Origin of the sequence: Thermoflexibacter ruber (assembly GCF_900113045.1) — a bacterium.
In the GTDB taxonomy this organism is placed as follows: Bacteria; Bacteroidota; Bacteroidia; order Cytophagales; family Thermoflexibacteraceae; genus Thermoflexibacter; species Thermoflexibacter ruber.
In genome coordinates, this window is the sequence record NZ_FONY01000040.1 from 33,114 (window position 1) to 48,029 (window position 14,916).

Genomic DNA, 14,916 nt, shown 5'->3' on the forward strand with positions numbered 1-14,916 from the left:
ATGCCCCAATATTCTATTATTATCAGAGCCTATAATGAGGAGAAATACATTGGTCAGCTTTTTGAACGAATCTTTAGGCAGAGTTTTATCAAAGAAACAGAAGTAATTTTAGTTGATTCTGGCTCTACAGACCGCACCGTAGCAATTGCCAAACAGTTTGCAGTCAAAATAGTGCCGATTACGCCCGCAGAGTTTACCTTTGGTAGAGCCTTAAACAAGGGCATAGCGGCGGCACAGGGCGAGATATTGATTTTTGCCTCTGCACATGTGTATCCTACGGACGATTTTTGGATAGAAAACTTAGTAAAACCTTTTGAAAATGAGAAAATTGCTTTAAGCTATGGCAGACAAATCGGCAACGAAATTACTAAATATTCCGAGCATCAAATTTTCAAAAAATGGTTTCCCGCAGAGTCGCACCCCTTGCAAAAGCACCCTTTTTGCAACAATGCCAACTGTGCGATTCGTAAATCGCTCTGGGAGCAGCAGCCTTATGATGAAAATATTACAGGTTTAGAGGACTTAGATTGGGCAAATAAAATCTTACAAAAAGGTTATTGGATTAGCTACGTAGCAGAGGCTTGCATCGTGCATATACACGAAGAAACTCCCGCTAAAATCAAAAATCGCTACAAAAGAGAAGCCATAGCTTACAAGCGCATTTTCCCCGAAGCCCATTTTTCCTTTTGGGATTTCATCTTGCTTTTCTTTTCCAATACACTTTTTGACTATGCCCATGCCCTCAAAGAAGGCAAGTTTTGGGCAAACATCGTAGATATTCCCCTATTCCGATTCATGCAGTTTTTGGGAACTTTCCAAGGCTACCGACACAAAGGCTCAGTTACGGAAATCCTCAAACGCCGATTTTATTATCCCAATAGGATTAGGTGAGAAAAATTAGCCTAATAAGGTCAGGTTATTAGGCTAAGTCCATTGCTACTGTTCGTACTTGTACCATGTTTGGGTGCGGAAGAAGAAAGCAACATAACCTCTTACTTTCAATGCCCCATTTTCTAACCAAAGTTTGCAGTCATATACCTTGCCGTTCTTTGGGTCTAAGATAGTTCCGTTTTTGTACTCGCTGTCTTTCTTTTCCAAATTTCGGATGATTTGCAAACCTGCTATTTTCTGCCCCTTGCGGTCATCTGTGCATTTATCGCATATTCCTGTGGGTTTTTCATCTGGTTCATAGAACACTTCCAAAATTTTCCCAAAGTATTTCCCATTCTGCTCGTAAATCTCTACGATAGAGCGGGGTTTTTTGGTTTCATCATCTATGGTTTTCCATTTGCCCACAATACTTTGGGCGGAAGTAGTTAGGCAGACTGCCAAAAATAGGAAAGAGAAGATTGCTATTTTTTTCATAGTAAAAGCGTTTAATTGGTTTTAAAGGAATAAATATACATTTTAAGGACTGTTAAAAAGCCTAATTGTTTCTGCAAAGTTAAGAAAACTTTAATTATTTTCTTTAGGAGGTTTGCTACTCCACCAAGTAGCCAAAGATGAGCCTGTAATATTCATCAAAGGACCAAAAACGGCAGGGGCAAGCCCTACAGTAGCTTCCTTGCCCATTTGCACTGCCAAGCCCGAAGCCAAGCCTCCATTTTGCAAACCTACTTCTATGGCAATAGTGCGGCAGTTTTTCTCGCTCATGCCCAATAAGCGGGCTGTCCAGTAGCCTATCAAGTAGCCAAACATGTTGTGTAAGAAAGTAGCGAAAATGAGTAACAAGCCGATTTTGAGCAAGTTATCTCTTCCTGAGGCAGTAATAATAGTAATAATCAGGGCTATGCCTGCCATAGAAACCAAAGGCATGAGTCTATCTAACCACTTAGCTTTCCCATAAAACAACTTATTAAAAATCAACCCAATCACTATGGGAACTATCACGATATAGGTAATATCTAAGACCATTTTCCAAAAGTTGATTTCTATGAACTGCCCTGCTAATTTTTCCATGAGAAAGGGAGTCGCCAAAGGAGCGATGAGAGTAGCTATTGCAGTCAAAGTAATAGACAAGGCAACGTTGGCTTTGGCTAAGTAAGCCATCACATTGGAAGCTAATCCGCTTGGGCTACAGCCAATAAGTACCATTCCTGCCGCAATTTCTGCCTCGAAGCCAAAGAGTTTTGCTAAACCAAAACCTAAAGAAGGCATGATAGTAAACTGGCAAAGAATTCCTATGATTACGCCTTTGGGCATTTGAACTACGCCAGCAAAGTCTTTTAAACTCATAGTTGTTCCCATGCCAAACATGATGACTTGTAAAAGGGGAGTAATGAGTGTTTTTAACTGAAAATCACCCACTTGTTTGAGATATTGAGGAAAAAACATCGCTACTGTTACTGCCGCAAAAATAGTCATGGTATAGGAAAAGCCTTTGAGGAAAGGGTGAGTTTGGAAAGCAAAGGCAATGAAAATAAAAAATGTCGTCAGAAATAAACCTGCAACGTGGTTAAAATCAGTAAATAACAGCCCTATGCCTACTATTAGACAAACAAAAGCAAGTATATACAAGAGATTAGTACGATTGGCTCGCATAGAAAAGGTAATTAAAAATTAAGGATTTTCAAAAATTAGTAATAATTTGGCTGATTCCATTCATATATTTGAAAGCAAATATGAAAATTGGCTCATCAGTAATTTTACAGCAAAACTAATATTTCGTTAATTTATGTGTTATCACATGAATTACTTTGCGCTAAAAGGTCAGAAGAGCCTGAAAATATTATCAATTTCAAAAACTATTTTTAAAATGAAAAACTTTTCCATGACTTTTTTATTAGGGATTGCCATGTCTTGCATCTTAGTAGCTTGTGGAGGTGGGGAACAAACCACTGAAAAACAGGAAACAGCAAAGACAGAAGAAGTAAAGGTAGAGGAAACAAAAAAAGAACAAACTACTCCTTCAGACAATACGGCAACCGCTACTGTGGCAGACTTACCGGGCAAAGGGATTTATACGACTTATTGCAGTGTTTGCCACCAAGCTGACGGCAAAGGTGTACCTAACATGAATCCGCCTTTGGTGAACAAAGAATGGGTAGGAGGGGACAAAACTCGTTTGATTAAGGTAGTATTGAATGGACTAAATGAACCGATTACCGTTAATGGAGAAAAATATCAAGGAGTAATGGCTTCGCATGACTTCCTCACAGATAAACAAATTGCTAATGTGCTGACTTTTATTAGAAAAAGTTTTGGCAACGATTATGAGGCAATTACAGAGGAAGAGGTTGCAGAGGTAAGAAAGAACAATAAGAAGTAAAACTGCTAAAATAAAAACGTTATAAGATTTTTAAAACCTTATAACGTTTTTTAAATCAATGATTTATTAATATCCTGGGTTCTGTCTTAGGTTAGGATTACGAGCTAACTGCTGAGTAGGAATAGGAAGTAACTCGCGAGTTTTTGGAGTAACAGGCTTAAACTGCCAAGTGCCATTAGCAAATCTATCAAAGCGAATCAAATCGTTTCTTCTCCAGCCTTCCCAAGCAAACTCTCGACCTCTCTCTGCAAGGATAGCATCTAAAGTCAAAGAAGTAAGTTCTGTCAATCCTGCACGTCTTCTTACCTCATTAACTAATGGAAGTGCCACCCCTGTTTGACCTAAGCGAAATGCGGCTTCTGCTTTCATCATTAGTACGTCTGCGTAGCGAATGATAGCAAAGTGGTTATCTTGGTCGTTTACGTTGTTGCCCACTTGGATTTCAAACTTTTGCGACCTTACCCCATCTCTCTGAGAAGCACGCTCTAGAGAGGCAATTGATGGAGTAAAATTCAAAGGCACGTTGTTTTCTCCTGTTACAGCGTCATTGTATCGGAGCGTTTGCCCATCGGGACCGGGTTGAGGACCTACTAACCACATTCTCTTTCTTACGTCGTTGTCAGGGAAAGAATTATAGAACTCAGCAATGGTACAAAAACCATTCCAAGGAGTTGAAGCTAAGCGATAAGTAGCTTGTTGAGCATAGTGCAAAGTCCTATACTGGAATATCATGCCACCTTGATTAACTTTATCATAAGGAATGATAAACATGTTCTCTGCTCTTGCAGCAGCACTATTCCTGTTGTTCACAGAAAAATTATCAAAGAAGTTAGGGTTCAAGCGGTACTGACCAGAGTTGATGATAGCATCACAAGTCGTGATGACATCAGCCCAGCGAGGCGTTCCTGTATAGACCTGTGCATTCAAGTACAACTTAGCTAAGATAGCGTTTGCTGCACCTTGAGTAACACGACCATAAGTTTCTTGAGAATTTTCTCTACGCAAAAGTGGGATAGCCGCTTTTAGCTCACTTTCGATAAAGGAGAATACTTGCTGGCGAGTAGATTGCTGAGGATTTCCTGCGGGTGTATCTTCTGTAATGATAGGCACATTACCAAAGAAATCGCACAATACAAAATAGTAAAAAGCACGTAAGGCTCTCACTTCTGCTACAATCACGTCTTTACCTGCTAACTGCAATTGACTTGCTTTTAATCTTGCCAAAGCTAAGTTAGCATTGGTAATACCTCCATACGCAAATTCCCATGCTCCATTGATTTGTCCGGGACGGTCAGGTGTCCATGTATGCGTTTCCAAAGAACGCCAAGAGCCTTGGTCGTCCCAGTCCGGACCACGTGTAGGCACTACGATTTCATCTGAAGTAGGACCGTTGATTTCAAAAGGAGCCCAGTTGTATCCACCTAAAGCACTGTAAGCACCACTCACTGTGGAAAGAAATTCTGCTTCGGTTTTAGGGAAGTCTTCCGCGGAAGCCCTATCATAAACCTTAGTATCCAAGTTGCAAGAACTCAGTGCTAAAAATAACACCAATGTTAGTGCAATGCCTGAGATTTTAATTTTTTGAACCATATTTAACTAAATTTTAAAATATATGATATTAGTTTAATAGCAATTTGTTTAAATTAATTGTTTCATTTTTAGAAGGAAACATTCAAGCCTATTACAAAAGTTCTGGTACGTGGATAGAACGAAATTTCATTCACACCCGGAGAGAGGTTCAAACCTAAATCAGCACCACCATAAATATCTCTCGGCGCCCCTGTACGCAACTCTGGGTCTATGCCTTTGTACTTAGTAATCACGATTAAGTTTTGACCAGAAACATACAATCTTGCACTCTTAACCAACATATTCTTGAATGGAATCCTATAGCCTAAGTTAAAGTTGTCTAAGCGTACAAAGGAACCATCTTGCACATATAGACTTGAGAACTGAGGTGGTGCTTTGATTTGGTCATAAGGTGCTTGGAATGCTGAACGCAGTACATTGTTATTAGGGAAAAGTGTAGGATTGCCGAATACAATGTCAGGTCCGTTGGCTATCTTTTGTCCTAAGTTGCCTCTAAAGAAGAAACTCAAATCAAAATTCTTGTAGGTAAAGGAGTTATTCCACCCAAAAGTTAATCTTGGTTGAGCATCGCCGATAGGAGCTAAAACTGCCTGAGAAGCATCATTTACTAACTGACCTTGTGCGTTTCTATACTGGAATTCTCCTCTGTCATTGAAGCCTATGAACTCCGCACCAATAAACTGACCAATAGGATAGCCTTCTTGAATCCATGAAGGTTGTTGTAAGCCACCTTGTCCTGTACCAAAACCACCATATCGAATACCATCTTCTGGGAATTTGAAGACATCGTTACTCAAACTTACAATCTTGTTGCGGTTATGAGCAAAGTTGATGTTCATGTTCCATGAGAAATCTTCTTTTTCTACTACCGCATAAGCTAATTGGAACTCTATACCTCTATTTTGTACTCTACCTACGTTAGTCAAAATAGAGCTTGCTACCGCAGTAAGTTCTTGAGAACCATATCTTGTTCCTAAGGCAATAGGGTAGTTAAACAACAAATCTCTGGTATCTTTATTGTAGTACTCGATAGAACCTTCCAACTTGCCTTCCATGATTTTGAAATCAATGCCTACGTTAGTCATAGCAGAAGACTCCCATTTCAAATCAGGGTTAGCATTTTGGATAAAGTTATAAGCGTTTCTATAAGCTCCACCAGAGAAGTATTTACCACTTGGACCGTATAAGGCACGAGCAGCATAGTCAGCAATACCGTCCTGATTACCAGTAACTCCATAACCTACTCTCAATTTCAAGAAGTTAATAAAGTCAATTCCCTTCATGAAAGATTCTTGGCTAATCACCCAGCCTGCGGAAATAGAAGGGAAAACCCCATATCTATTAGCAGAACCGAAACGAGATGAACCGTCGCGACGTATATTAGCCGTAATCAAATATTTGTCGTCAAAATAGTAGCTCACGCGACCTAACAATCCATCTAATTTAGCTTCAGATTTGTAAGAGAATACCCCTCCTAAGAATGTACCATCTACGTTTACCTCACCAGCTCCCAAATTATTTGCTCCAAATACGTCAGGAAAATCTCTGTTATTGGCTCCAAAACCTTCGTTAGTTAAAAGTTGATAGCTATAACCACCTAAGATTTCAAATCTGTGCTTATCAATAGTTTTATTGTAAGACAGAGTAGTTTCCACTAACCTATCAGCTACCTCTCTGGTGTATCTTTCCCCTCTTGAAAGCCTATTGCCAAAACCTCTGTACTCTGCTGGGGTGAAGTTTGAGCCATTTTGATTATAGATGCTATAAGAAGCATTGATACCTGCTTTTAATCCGGGGATAATCTCATAAAAAGCTTTCCCATTGATTAAGAACTGCTTATCGCGTCTTTCATTTGTTAGCTGTTGCAACCTTGCTACAGGGTTTTCAATCTCAAAGCCGTCAGGCTGGCGGTAAGTACCGTCAGCATTGAATACAGGAAGGGTAGGGTTAGCACGGAAAGCTGAACGGAAAGCATCGTATTGGACAAAGTTATACTTTTCTGTGTTTGCAGAAACTAAGAGTTGCATGTCTAACTTGTCGTTCAATGCTTTCTGTCCAATATTCAAGCGAGCATTTAAGCGGTCATAGCCAGAGTTCAAAGCTACACCGGGTTGATTCAAGTAAGTTACAGAAGCGCGATAGTTAGACTTATCGTTACCGCCAGAAACAGAAAGACCGTGGTTATAGCTTACTGCTTGTCTGGTAATTTCTTTGAACCAATTGGTGCTTGCCCCGAAGTCTAAGCCTTGAGAAGGCAAGCCTCTTTCTCTGGCTTTTTGCCTAAACTCGTCAGCAGTCAATAGGTCTGCAAACTTTGCCACGCTTTCAAATCCTACATAAGTATTGTAATCTACAGTTGTTCTGCCAGATTTGCCTTTCTTAGTAGTAATAATGATGACCCCATTGGCACCACGAGAACCGTAAATTGCGGCAGCAGAGGCATCTTTTAGCACATCGTATTTCTCGATATCTTCTGGCGCAACGCTATTCAAGGGTGCGCCAATTACTCCGTCTATGACTACCAAAGGTTCGGAGTTAGCACTAAGCGAAGAGGTACCACGAAGACGAATAGTAGGTCTATTGTTAGTAGGGTCGCCGTTGGGAGAACCTACTACTAAACCTGCTACGCGACCTGCCACAGCTTGCATGGGGTTATTTATCACCCCAACGTTGAAGTCCTTAGAAGTAATTTGGGCTACTGCACCTGTTACATCTGTTTTTTTAGCTTCGCCGTAACCTACTACTACTACTTCTGACAAAGCTCTTATATCAGCCGCCAGTTTGACATCAATGGTAGATTGATTCCCTACGGTTATTTCTTGTGATAAGAAACCAACGAAAGAAAACACCAAAACAGCATTTCCGTCTGGAACGTTGATAGTGTAAGCTCCATCTACATCGGTAGTTGTCCCTGTAGAAGTCCCTTTGATAACAATGTTTACCCCGGGCAAGGAAGAACCATCATCTGCCGAGGTTACTTTCCCTTTTACCGTTCTACTTTGTGCATAAGTCCCTTGAATCAGCACCATGCAAAGTAAAAAGGCAAGGATAAAAGAAAACAAGTTTCTCTTACTTGTTGTGTTTGGTTTGGAACGAGTTGTACTTGCTCTTTTCATATCTACTTTTTTTTTAGATAAGAGTGAATAAAAATGTAATAAAAAATAAGGTTTAAAATAGATAGGTGAATTAATTAAACTGGTTAAAGACAAAGTCATAAATCCATATATATGACTACTTACTTGTATTAATTTTAACAGATATTAGTAAAACCATGAGGCTAAATTAGTGCTTTTACTTTACAAGTCAAGGCTTTTTATGAAAATTATATTTTTCTTAGGTAAAATGTTTAAAAAATGCGTCCTGCAATCGTTTGAAATTTGATAGTCATTAAACAGGATTTAACATTTCAAAGATTTCATGAAAAAATTAGCTCTCAATTTTCTTTGACAATTCTTCCAATTTTTTCTTTTCTTGTTTAGTGAGGTTGTAGTAGCCGACGGCACTTACTTTTTCTAAGAGTTCATTGAGGGCAGTTTCATCATCTAAGTCATCATAATTGGTTTTAACAGTTTCTTTGGTAGTTTTTGTAATGCTCCAATGATTAGGGAGAAGCAAAAAAGTAGGATAAAGAGCAATTAAAAGCAAAAAAATTATGATAGGGACTAACATGATAAGTATAGGGAGATAGTTCAGTTTGAGTAGATGAGGACTAAGAAAAATAGAAATAATAATGCCCGCCAAAGCACCCCCTAAGTGTGCCTCGTGTCCAATGTTATCTGCTTGCTTTTTAATGCCGTAAATAGATACAAGGACAAAAAACAACCCAAAAGCCCAAGCAGGGATAGTGTAGGGAATGAAATAAAAACCAATTTCTGCTTGGGGCATGAAGCAGACAGAAGAAAAAATAACACCACTTACCGCCCCAGAAGCACCTACGGCAGAGTAGTCCTCATGTTGCCTATGAATGTATAATGCCAATAAATTTCCTATCAACATACTGCCGAAATATACAGTAAAAAAATTAACTACTCCAAGTATATGCCCTACGCCTACGCTAAAAACATAGAGCGATACCATGTTAAAAATCAAATGTAGCCAATTGGTATGCAAAAAACCTGCACTTAGCAGACGATAAAACTGCTTGTCTATGATTATCTTTTCCACTTCAAATAAATATCTATCAAAATAGGCGTAATTGCGGAAGCCTTGCCATGAAGTAAGTATCGTAACGGTAATAAGTATCCAAAGAGAAACTTCTACTAATATTGCCATAATTTACTTTCGGTTTAATTAGTAATTGGAACGTCAATATAGGCAAAATATTTGGGATATGAAAAAAAATAATCTGTTAAAATGCAAGTAAAATTGTCAAAATATTAAGAGTTTTTGCTTGTCTATTTGTACGCAAATTTTTTCATTGACTTGTGCATCTGTAAAAGAAGTATAAATAATAAATGCCTTGTCATTGGGCAATACTACTTCCAAACGATAAAACGCGCCCATAAAATCTATCGTTTTTATTGCTGCCTCTACTGCATTGAGGGTTTTTTTATTGCCAATCAGAACATCATGAGGGCGAATCATGATAGACGATTGCTTATGGGTGAGTTGAAATAGCTCTGCCGTACCATTATCAAATAAGTTTACTTCTCCAAAAAGTTGTGCAACGTATTGATTGATAGGGAACTGATAAACTATATGAGGCTTATCTACTTGAAGCAACTTCCCTTGATGCAACACGGCAATCCTGTCCGCAAGCAAGAAAGCATCTTGGGGGTCATGAGTAACGATAATTGCTGTAGTTTTACTTTCTTTGAGAATATTAGCTATTTCTTTTTTCAAATACAATTTGAGGCTGGCATCTAAGTTACTAAAAGGTTCGTCCAAAAGCAACAATTTAGGTCTGTTTGCCAAAGCCACAGCTAAGGCAACTCTTTGCAATTGCCCTCCAGAAAGTTCATTGGGGAGTTTGCGTTCTATACCCTCCAACTTGCATAAAGAAAGGAGTTCTGATACTCTATGGTTTTGATAATCAATATTGTAATGGCGTAAAAAGTAAGAAATATTGTCGTAAACGTTGAATAAAGGAAACATCTTGAAGTTCTGATGTACTATGTTGATGTGTGGGTGTCCTGCTACTAAGCGTGCTGAGGGAGGTAGTACTCTTTCATTTTCTAAGAAAATACTGCCCTCGTCAGGTTCTAAAAGACCGCCGATGATATGCAGAAGTGAAGTTTTCCCACTGCCGCTTTCACCGACTATGGCTAAAATTTCTCCTTTATCGACTGAGAAGGAAATGTTAGATACTGCTTTTTCTGCTTGTTGTTGATACTTTTTGGAAATATTTTTGACTTCTAAAAACATGATTGATGCGATATATTTTTAAGTTTTCTTTAAGTTTTCTTTAGTTTTTTTTTCACTAACACTTTTCTATAAAGCCTCGTTATTTGTATTGTAAAATTGATAGCTTTTCTCATCGTCAAATTAAAAAAATGATTAAGTAGAAAATTAAAAATCTAAGTTGAATAATTTTAAACAAAATCACTATGCAACTATCCATTCAAGAATTACAAGATACGCACAAATACCAACTTCTCTATAAACTCAATCATGAGCAAATTAGAGAATTTGCACAACAAGAACTTAAAAAACGCAATATTTTTACTGTTGCCTATTTTCTTTTTAGCATGAGTTCCTTTGGCTTTTTGGGAGCAGTGGTTACTATTGACCTCCTTGAGGCAAAAATTTCTTGGGCAAAACTGTTGGGAGGAGTCGGGCTTGGTATCTTGCTTTGCTTCTCAGGGATAATTTTGATTCACGAGTATTTGCATGTATTGGCTTATAAAATAGTAGGAGCAGAAAACACTGAAATACACGCTAATTGGAAGCAATTTGTGTTTGTAGCCGTAGCAGATAAGTTTGTAGCCAATGCCAAAGAGTTTTACTTCATTGCTCTGATTCCTTTTGTGTGCATTAGTTTGGGCTTAGTAGTAGGACTTTTTCTATGCACAGGTTTTTGGTTTTACGTATGCTTGAGTATCCTGATTTTTCATAGTTTGGCTTCTGGAGGTGATTTTGCCTTAGTAAGTTTCTTTTGGGAAAACCGACAAAGGAAAATCTTGACTTATGATGACGTTCCTGAGAAAATGTCTTATTTTTATGAGTTGAAAGAAACTTATTGAAAAATGCCTTGTGAAAAACGCAAGCTCAAGCTACATGCACTTTTCTTAGATGAATGAAATAGTAAAGAAAGTAGTCATTTTCGGTCCCGAGTCCACAGGTAAGACCACTTTGGCTAAGCAGTTAGCTATATATTTTCATACGCTTTGGTGTCCAGAGTTTACGCGTGCTTACTTGACTATGAAAAACCATCTTGAGGGCAGATATGCCAAGCATATTGTATCTACTTATGCAGACATAGAGCCTATGGCTATTGGACAAATTGCTTTAGAAGATAGCTTAGAAGGTCAAGCACAGAATTTGATATTTTATGATACCAACTTGCTTACTAACCTGATTTACAGCAACTACTATTTCCAAAAACACCCAGCTTGGCTACCCAGAGCAGTAGTAAATCGGAAATACGATTTATACCTTTTGCTTGATGTAGATGTGGTTTGGGAGGCAGACCCTCTGCGCGATCGTCCCTATGCTCGCAGCGAAATGCACGCTCTTTTTAAAAATGCACTTATACATCATCAGCAAAATTTTATAGAAATTAGAGGATTGGGAGAAGATAGACTTCAGAATGCGGTACGAGCTGTTCGTGATTTTTTCAAACTCAAAGAAACTCAATGAGAAAATACCTATTTTTGTGTTGGCTTGTTCTCGCCTGTCAAGAGAAAAGCTCACTTGAAAACTCAAAGTCCGATACTATGTTAAGCAGCTCAATGCAAGTAAGTGTTATTCGCTTGCGACCTATGGAAGATTTAAAAAAGTCATTAGAAAACTTCGTCAAAGAAAATCAGATAAAAGCGGGAATTGTCTTGACTTGTGTAGGTAGCTTGCAAGCAAGTCATTTACGTTTGGCAAATCAACCGCAAGGTACTACGTTTGAAGGCAAACAAGAAATAGTATCTTTGGTAGGAACGCTTGCCACAAGTGGAAGTCATTTGCATCTTTCTATTTCGGACAGTACAGGGAAAACCATTGGCGGACACTTATTAGAAGGTTGCTTAGTTTACACCACCGCAGAAATTGCCATAGGCATACTACCACAGTTGCGTTTTACTCGTGAGTTAGATACTATTTCTACTTACAAAGAACTAAAAGTCTATCCCAAATGAAAAAATTACTGAGTTACCTTTTCCCTATTACAAAAAAAATTAGCTCAAATATCAATGGAGAATTAGAGATTACTTGGGCTGATGGGAAAAAATACCTTAACAGCCTTCATGCTAACTATTCGTATGGTTCTTTGCAAAAAATATTGGATTTCGGACTTTCCAAAGTAAATTTTCACCAAGAGGCAAACCTTCTTCTTCTTGGGTTAGGGGGTGGAAGTGTACTAAAAACTTTGAGAGAAAAGTATCAGCACAAAGGGAAAATTACGGCAATAGAAATAGACGAAGTAGTTATTCAAATCGCTGACGAAGAGTTTAGGATTAAGCAAGATGAAAACTTAATTATTCTGTGTACAGATGCCATAAGCTATGTCCAGCAATGCCAACAAGTATATGATTTAGTGATAATTGATATATTTATTGATGATGCGGTGCCTGATTCACTTTTTCAGTTTGACTTTTGGAAAAAACTTACTTTACTGATACAAAAAAATGGGTATTTCATTTTCAATGCTGGTATTCATCAAATCGAGGACGAGAAGGTTTCTTGTATCTGTACTCAATTGGCGACTTGTTTTGATTTGAGCAGGTACGAGAAAGTAGAAGGGGCGAATACGCTACTGATAGGCAGAAAAACAAACAAATAACCCCTGTAAAGTTTACCAAACTTCACAAGGGTATTCATTTAGAAAAAATTGCTATGATAAATTACTTAGTAAAGACCATGTTTAAGGTCATTTCTACATCATCATAAATCATCTTGTCGCCTATACTTTCAAAAATCTTTCCAGAGCGGTACTCTATCTTCCAAAGTAAACGGTCAAAGGTAAATTTTGCTGCCGCAGTGATTTTGTTTTCGCTGCTTGTAGTCTTAGCATCAAAAGTAATAGAGTTAGTAATTCCTTTGATAGTCAAATCGCCTGTAAGGTTATAAGTGTCATCGTTCCCTTTTTTCCCTGTGTATTTTACCTTCTTGATAACAAACTTAGAAGTTGGATTTTTCTCCACCGAGAAAAAGTCATCAGACTTGAGGTGATTTACAAGTTTAGTGTTCATCCCTTCATCTTTAAGGTCTTCGCAAGAAATGCTTGTCATGTCCATTGTAAACTCCCCTCCTACGATTTTCCCATTTTCTACTTTGAGTGCGCCTTCTTTGAGCGTTACATATCCATTGTGTTGTCCTGTTACTTTCTTAGCAAACCAGCCAATCTTACTTTCTTGAACACTGGCTTTGTAAGTTTCAGTTTTAAAAGTAGTGAAAGCTACTACTGAAAAAATCACAACAAATCCGATGATAGAAGCGAAAAACTTTTTCATAATCTTAAAAAATTAGTGTTTAGTGAACTGAAGAAAAGAAATTATATTTGGTATTATTGGGAAATAATGTTATATATATGTTATAACATATTTTATCCTCAAATGTTCAAAATAATACCAAAGTTCCGACAAGTGCTTCTATTTATCATTAATTAACACTATTTCTCTAAGCCTATCTTTTTCCAATTAAAAAGCTCACCGGGGTCAGTGCGGCGCAGGGGTGCGTATTCTTCATGACCAACTATGTGCTGTCTATCCTTTTTGATGGCAGGATAGCGGCTCATAATATCTTTCAATAGCCAATTCAACGCCGCGTACTGTTCCTCAGTAAAGCCTATATGCTTTTTGTCTATTTGGGCATATCGTTCCTTGCTCATGAACATCATCATGTCTTTTTCTGAGCCTATGGCGGTCATTTCTATACCAATAGAATGACCATTCAAACTATTTTCAAAAGAAGGAGAAAAGGGGAGTTTGCCCTTGCCTGCATGGTAAGCTACTCTGTCTTCGCTTACAAGCTCATAAATCTGCCCGTTTCTATGGATAATGTAATGAGCAGAAACTCCGTTATTTTCAAACAAAGCTAAAATTTTGTCCAAATCATACGGATTATCAGGCTCCTCAGGAGCAATGCTACAAAAATGAAGCATAATTCTACTTACATCATCGTTGGCTGTACGGGAGCGAGAACACTTATGGGCAAGGTGTTTTTTGATAATTTGGGGCTTATCATTGTCTTGAACAACAAATGAACAACTTGCTAAAAACAAAAAAATAAAATAGTTGAGCATAGGAATTGTAAATTTTTTATGTACTACAAAAATACAACAAAAACCGATTTAGCATAAATATAGCTAAATCGGTTTATATTTTTTATGTTGATATGATGCCTATGAAAAATATGGTAATAAAAGCCTTATTTGGTTTATCTTCCTCCCTTTTTATTTTTCTTAGCTGTTTCCAAGATGACAGGTTCTACCTTGCTAAACTTCTCGGTCTTGTTGTCATAAATCATGTAGTAATTGCCTGCTCTGAGTGTAGCACAGTTCACCTGCTCTCCTTCGCCTTTCATTACCAAGTTGTTATGCTCATCATGGATTTCATATTTGACCTGTGCAGAGAAAGTCAAACTATGCTCTACTTGCTTAGGGAAAAAACTCACAGATTCCTTGTCAGAGAAATATACTATTTCCTTAGAGAAAAACATCTTGCCGTGATTGTTCACATAGCGGATTCTAAACTTGTTTACCCCAGAGTGCAAAGCCACTTCTTCTGCATAAGGATTGCTGGAGGTATGTCCTTGAGCGTTCACCACCTTCACGGTAGCCCAAGAATCATGCTTGAAAGCCTCAATGAAATAAACTCCATGCTTTTGCTCTCCCTTGCCAATCCAAGACAACTGACTTTTAGCAATCTCCAAAGCAGAGAAATGAAATTCCTGATTTCTACGCAAGACAT

At 38.1% G+C, this 14,916-nt stretch carries 15 protein-coding genes; 6 read left to right on the forward strand and 9 right to left on the reverse strand.

From position 1 onward, the window contains the following. Positions 1-891 carry a glycosyltransferase family 2 protein gene (locus BM141_RS18205; RefSeq protein ID WP_091548900.1) on the forward strand — a complete coding sequence of 297 codons (891 nt, stop codon included), beginning with the start codon at positions 1-3 and terminating at the stop codon, positions 889-891. Between the two features lie 45 nt (positions 892-936). On the opposite strand, the gene BM141_RS18210 is transcribed toward BM141_RS18205, so the two are convergent. Continuing rightward, entirely contained in the window at positions 937-1,365 is a 429-nt protein-coding gene (locus BM141_RS18210; RefSeq protein WP_091548901.1) for a DUF2147 domain-containing protein, read from the reverse strand. 90 nt (positions 1,366-1,455) lie between these two features. Further along, positions 1,456-2,541, reverse strand: coding sequence for a bile acid:sodium symporter family protein (locus BM141_RS18215; RefSeq protein ID WP_091548902.1), 1,086 nt, complete (start codon positions 2,539-2,541; stop codon positions 1,456-1,458). A gap of 214 nt (positions 2,542-2,755) precedes the next feature. Between BM141_RS18215 and BM141_RS18220 the strand changes: the two genes are divergently transcribed. Then, a complete protein-coding gene (locus tag BM141_RS18220; RefSeq protein WP_245764104.1) occupies positions 2,756-3,268 on the forward strand; it encodes a c-type cytochrome in 513 nt (170 codons plus the stop codon). Between the two features lie 66 nt (positions 3,269-3,334). Here BM141_RS18220 and BM141_RS18225 read toward each other — a convergent pair whose 3' ends face one another. From BM141_RS18225 to BM141_RS18240, 4 genes are all read right to left on the reverse strand, one after another. Further along, a complete protein-coding gene (locus BM141_RS18225) occupies positions 3,335-4,858 on the reverse strand; it encodes a RagB/SusD family nutrient uptake outer membrane protein (protein WP_091548904.1) in 1,524 nt (507 codons plus the stop codon). 68 nt (positions 4,859-4,926) lie between these two features. Continuing rightward, the gene (locus BM141_RS18230; protein ID WP_177217446.1) at positions 4,927-7,974 is read right to left on the reverse strand and encodes a SusC/RagA family TonB-linked outer membrane protein; all 3,048 of its coding nucleotides are present in this window, start codon (positions 7,972-7,974) and stop codon (positions 4,927-4,929) included. A gap of 310 nt (positions 7,975-8,284) precedes the next feature. Beyond that, positions 8,285-9,130 (reverse strand): rhomboid family intramembrane serine protease, encoded by an 846-nt coding sequence (locus tag BM141_RS18235; RefSeq protein ID WP_091548906.1) that lies wholly within the window; start codon positions 9,128-9,130, stop codon positions 8,285-8,287. Positions 9,131-9,226: 96 nt separating this feature from the next. Continuing rightward, the gene (locus tag BM141_RS18240) at positions 9,227-10,222 is read right to left on the reverse strand and encodes an ABC transporter ATP-binding protein (protein ID WP_091548907.1); all 996 of its coding nucleotides are present in this window, start codon (positions 10,220-10,222) and stop codon (positions 9,227-9,229) included. Between the two features lie 182 nt (positions 10,223-10,404). Here BM141_RS18240 and BM141_RS18245 point away from each other — a divergent pair, with 182 nt between their 5' ends. From BM141_RS18245 to BM141_RS18260, 4 genes are all read left to right on the forward strand, one after another. Then, the gene (locus tag BM141_RS18245) at positions 10,405-11,040 is read left to right on the forward strand and encodes a DUF3267 domain-containing protein (protein ID WP_091548908.1); all 636 of its coding nucleotides are present in this window, start codon (positions 10,405-10,407) and stop codon (positions 11,038-11,040) included. A gap of 49 nt (positions 11,041-11,089) precedes the next feature. Beyond that, a complete protein-coding gene (locus BM141_RS18250) occupies positions 11,090-11,656 on the forward strand; it encodes an AAA family ATPase (protein WP_091548909.1) in 567 nt (188 codons plus the stop codon). A gap of 77 nt (positions 11,657-11,733) precedes the next feature. Then, positions 11,734-12,144: a PPC domain-containing DNA-binding protein gene (locus BM141_RS18255; protein WP_245764105.1), complete on the forward strand. Its 411-nt coding sequence runs from the start codon at positions 11,734-11,736 to the stop codon at positions 12,142-12,144. Continuing rightward, complete coding sequence (locus BM141_RS18260; protein WP_091548910.1) at positions 12,141-12,788, forward strand: spermidine synthase; 648 nt, start codon at positions 12,141-12,143, stop codon at positions 12,786-12,788. Before BM141_RS18255 ends, BM141_RS18260 begins: the two co-directional genes overlap by 4 nt. A gap of 61 nt (positions 12,789-12,849) precedes the next feature. On the opposite strand, the gene BM141_RS18265 is transcribed toward BM141_RS18260, so the two are convergent. From BM141_RS18265 to BM141_RS23085, 3 genes are all read right to left on the reverse strand, one after another. Next, positions 12,850-13,458, reverse strand: a complete 609-nt coding sequence (locus tag BM141_RS18265) for a YceI family protein (protein WP_091548911.1) — start codon at positions 13,456-13,458, stop codon at positions 12,850-12,852. 158 nt (positions 13,459-13,616) lie between these two features. Then, positions 13,617-14,249, reverse strand: coding sequence for an N-acetylmuramoyl-L-alanine amidase (locus BM141_RS18270; protein WP_091548912.1), 633 nt, complete (start codon positions 14,247-14,249; stop codon positions 13,617-13,619). Between the two features lie 134 nt (positions 14,250-14,383). Further along, positions 14,384-14,916: hypothetical protein (locus BM141_RS23085; protein WP_394331691.1), on the reverse strand; the 533-nt coding region annotated here is incomplete at its 5' end.

What these genes read in the sequence shown, in the direction of transcription:
- BM141_RS18265 (WP_091548911.1), bottom strand. Translation starts at nt 13,458, where the DNA reads ATGAAAAAGTTTTTCGCTTCTATCATCGGATTTGTTGTGATTTTTTCA.
- BM141_RS18245 (WP_091548908.1), top strand. Translation starts at nt 10,405, where the DNA reads ATGCAACTATCCATTCAAGAATTACAAGATACGCACAAATACCAACTT.
- BM141_RS18205 (WP_091548900.1), top strand. Translation starts at nt 1, where the DNA reads ATGCCCCAATATTCTATTATTATCAGAGCCTATAATGAGGAGAAATAC.
- BM141_RS18210 (WP_091548901.1), bottom strand. Translation starts at nt 1,365, where the DNA reads ATGAAAAAAATAGCAATCTTCTCTTTCCTATTTTTGGCAGTCTGCCTA.
- BM141_RS18250 (WP_091548909.1), top strand. Translation starts at nt 11,090, where the DNA reads ATGAATGAAATAGTAAAGAAAGTAGTCATTTTCGGTCCCGAGTCCACA.
- BM141_RS18240 (WP_091548907.1), bottom strand. Translation starts at nt 10,222, where the DNA reads ATGTTTTTAGAAGTCAAAAATATTTCCAAAAAGTATCAACAACAAGCA.
- BM141_RS18215 (WP_091548902.1), bottom strand. Translation starts at nt 2,541, where the DNA reads ATGCGAGCCAATCGTACTAATCTCTTGTATATACTTGCTTTTGTTTGT.
- BM141_RS18230 (WP_177217446.1), bottom strand. Translation starts at nt 7,974, where the DNA reads ATGAAAAGAGCAAGTACAACTCGTTCCAAACCAAACACAACAAGTAAG.
- BM141_RS18220 (WP_245764104.1), top strand. Translation starts at nt 2,756, where the DNA reads ATGAAAAACTTTTCCATGACTTTTTTATTAGGGATTGCCATGTCTTGC.
- BM141_RS18255 (WP_245764105.1), top strand. Translation starts at nt 11,734, where the DNA reads ATGTTAAGCAGCTCAATGCAAGTAAGTGTTATTCGCTTGCGACCTATG.
- BM141_RS18235 (WP_091548906.1), bottom strand. Translation starts at nt 9,130, where the DNA reads ATGGCAATATTAGTAGAAGTTTCTCTTTGGATACTTATTACCGTTACG.
- BM141_RS18270 (WP_091548912.1), bottom strand. Translation starts at nt 14,249, where the DNA reads ATGCTCAACTATTTTATTTTTTTGTTTTTAGCAAGTTGTTCATTTGTT.
- BM141_RS18260 (WP_091548910.1), top strand. Translation starts at nt 12,141, where the DNA reads ATGAAAAAATTACTGAGTTACCTTTTCCCTATTACAAAAAAAATTAGC.
- BM141_RS18225 (WP_091548904.1), bottom strand. Translation starts at nt 4,858, where the DNA reads ATGGTTCAAAAAATTAAAATCTCAGGCATTGCACTAACATTGGTGTTA.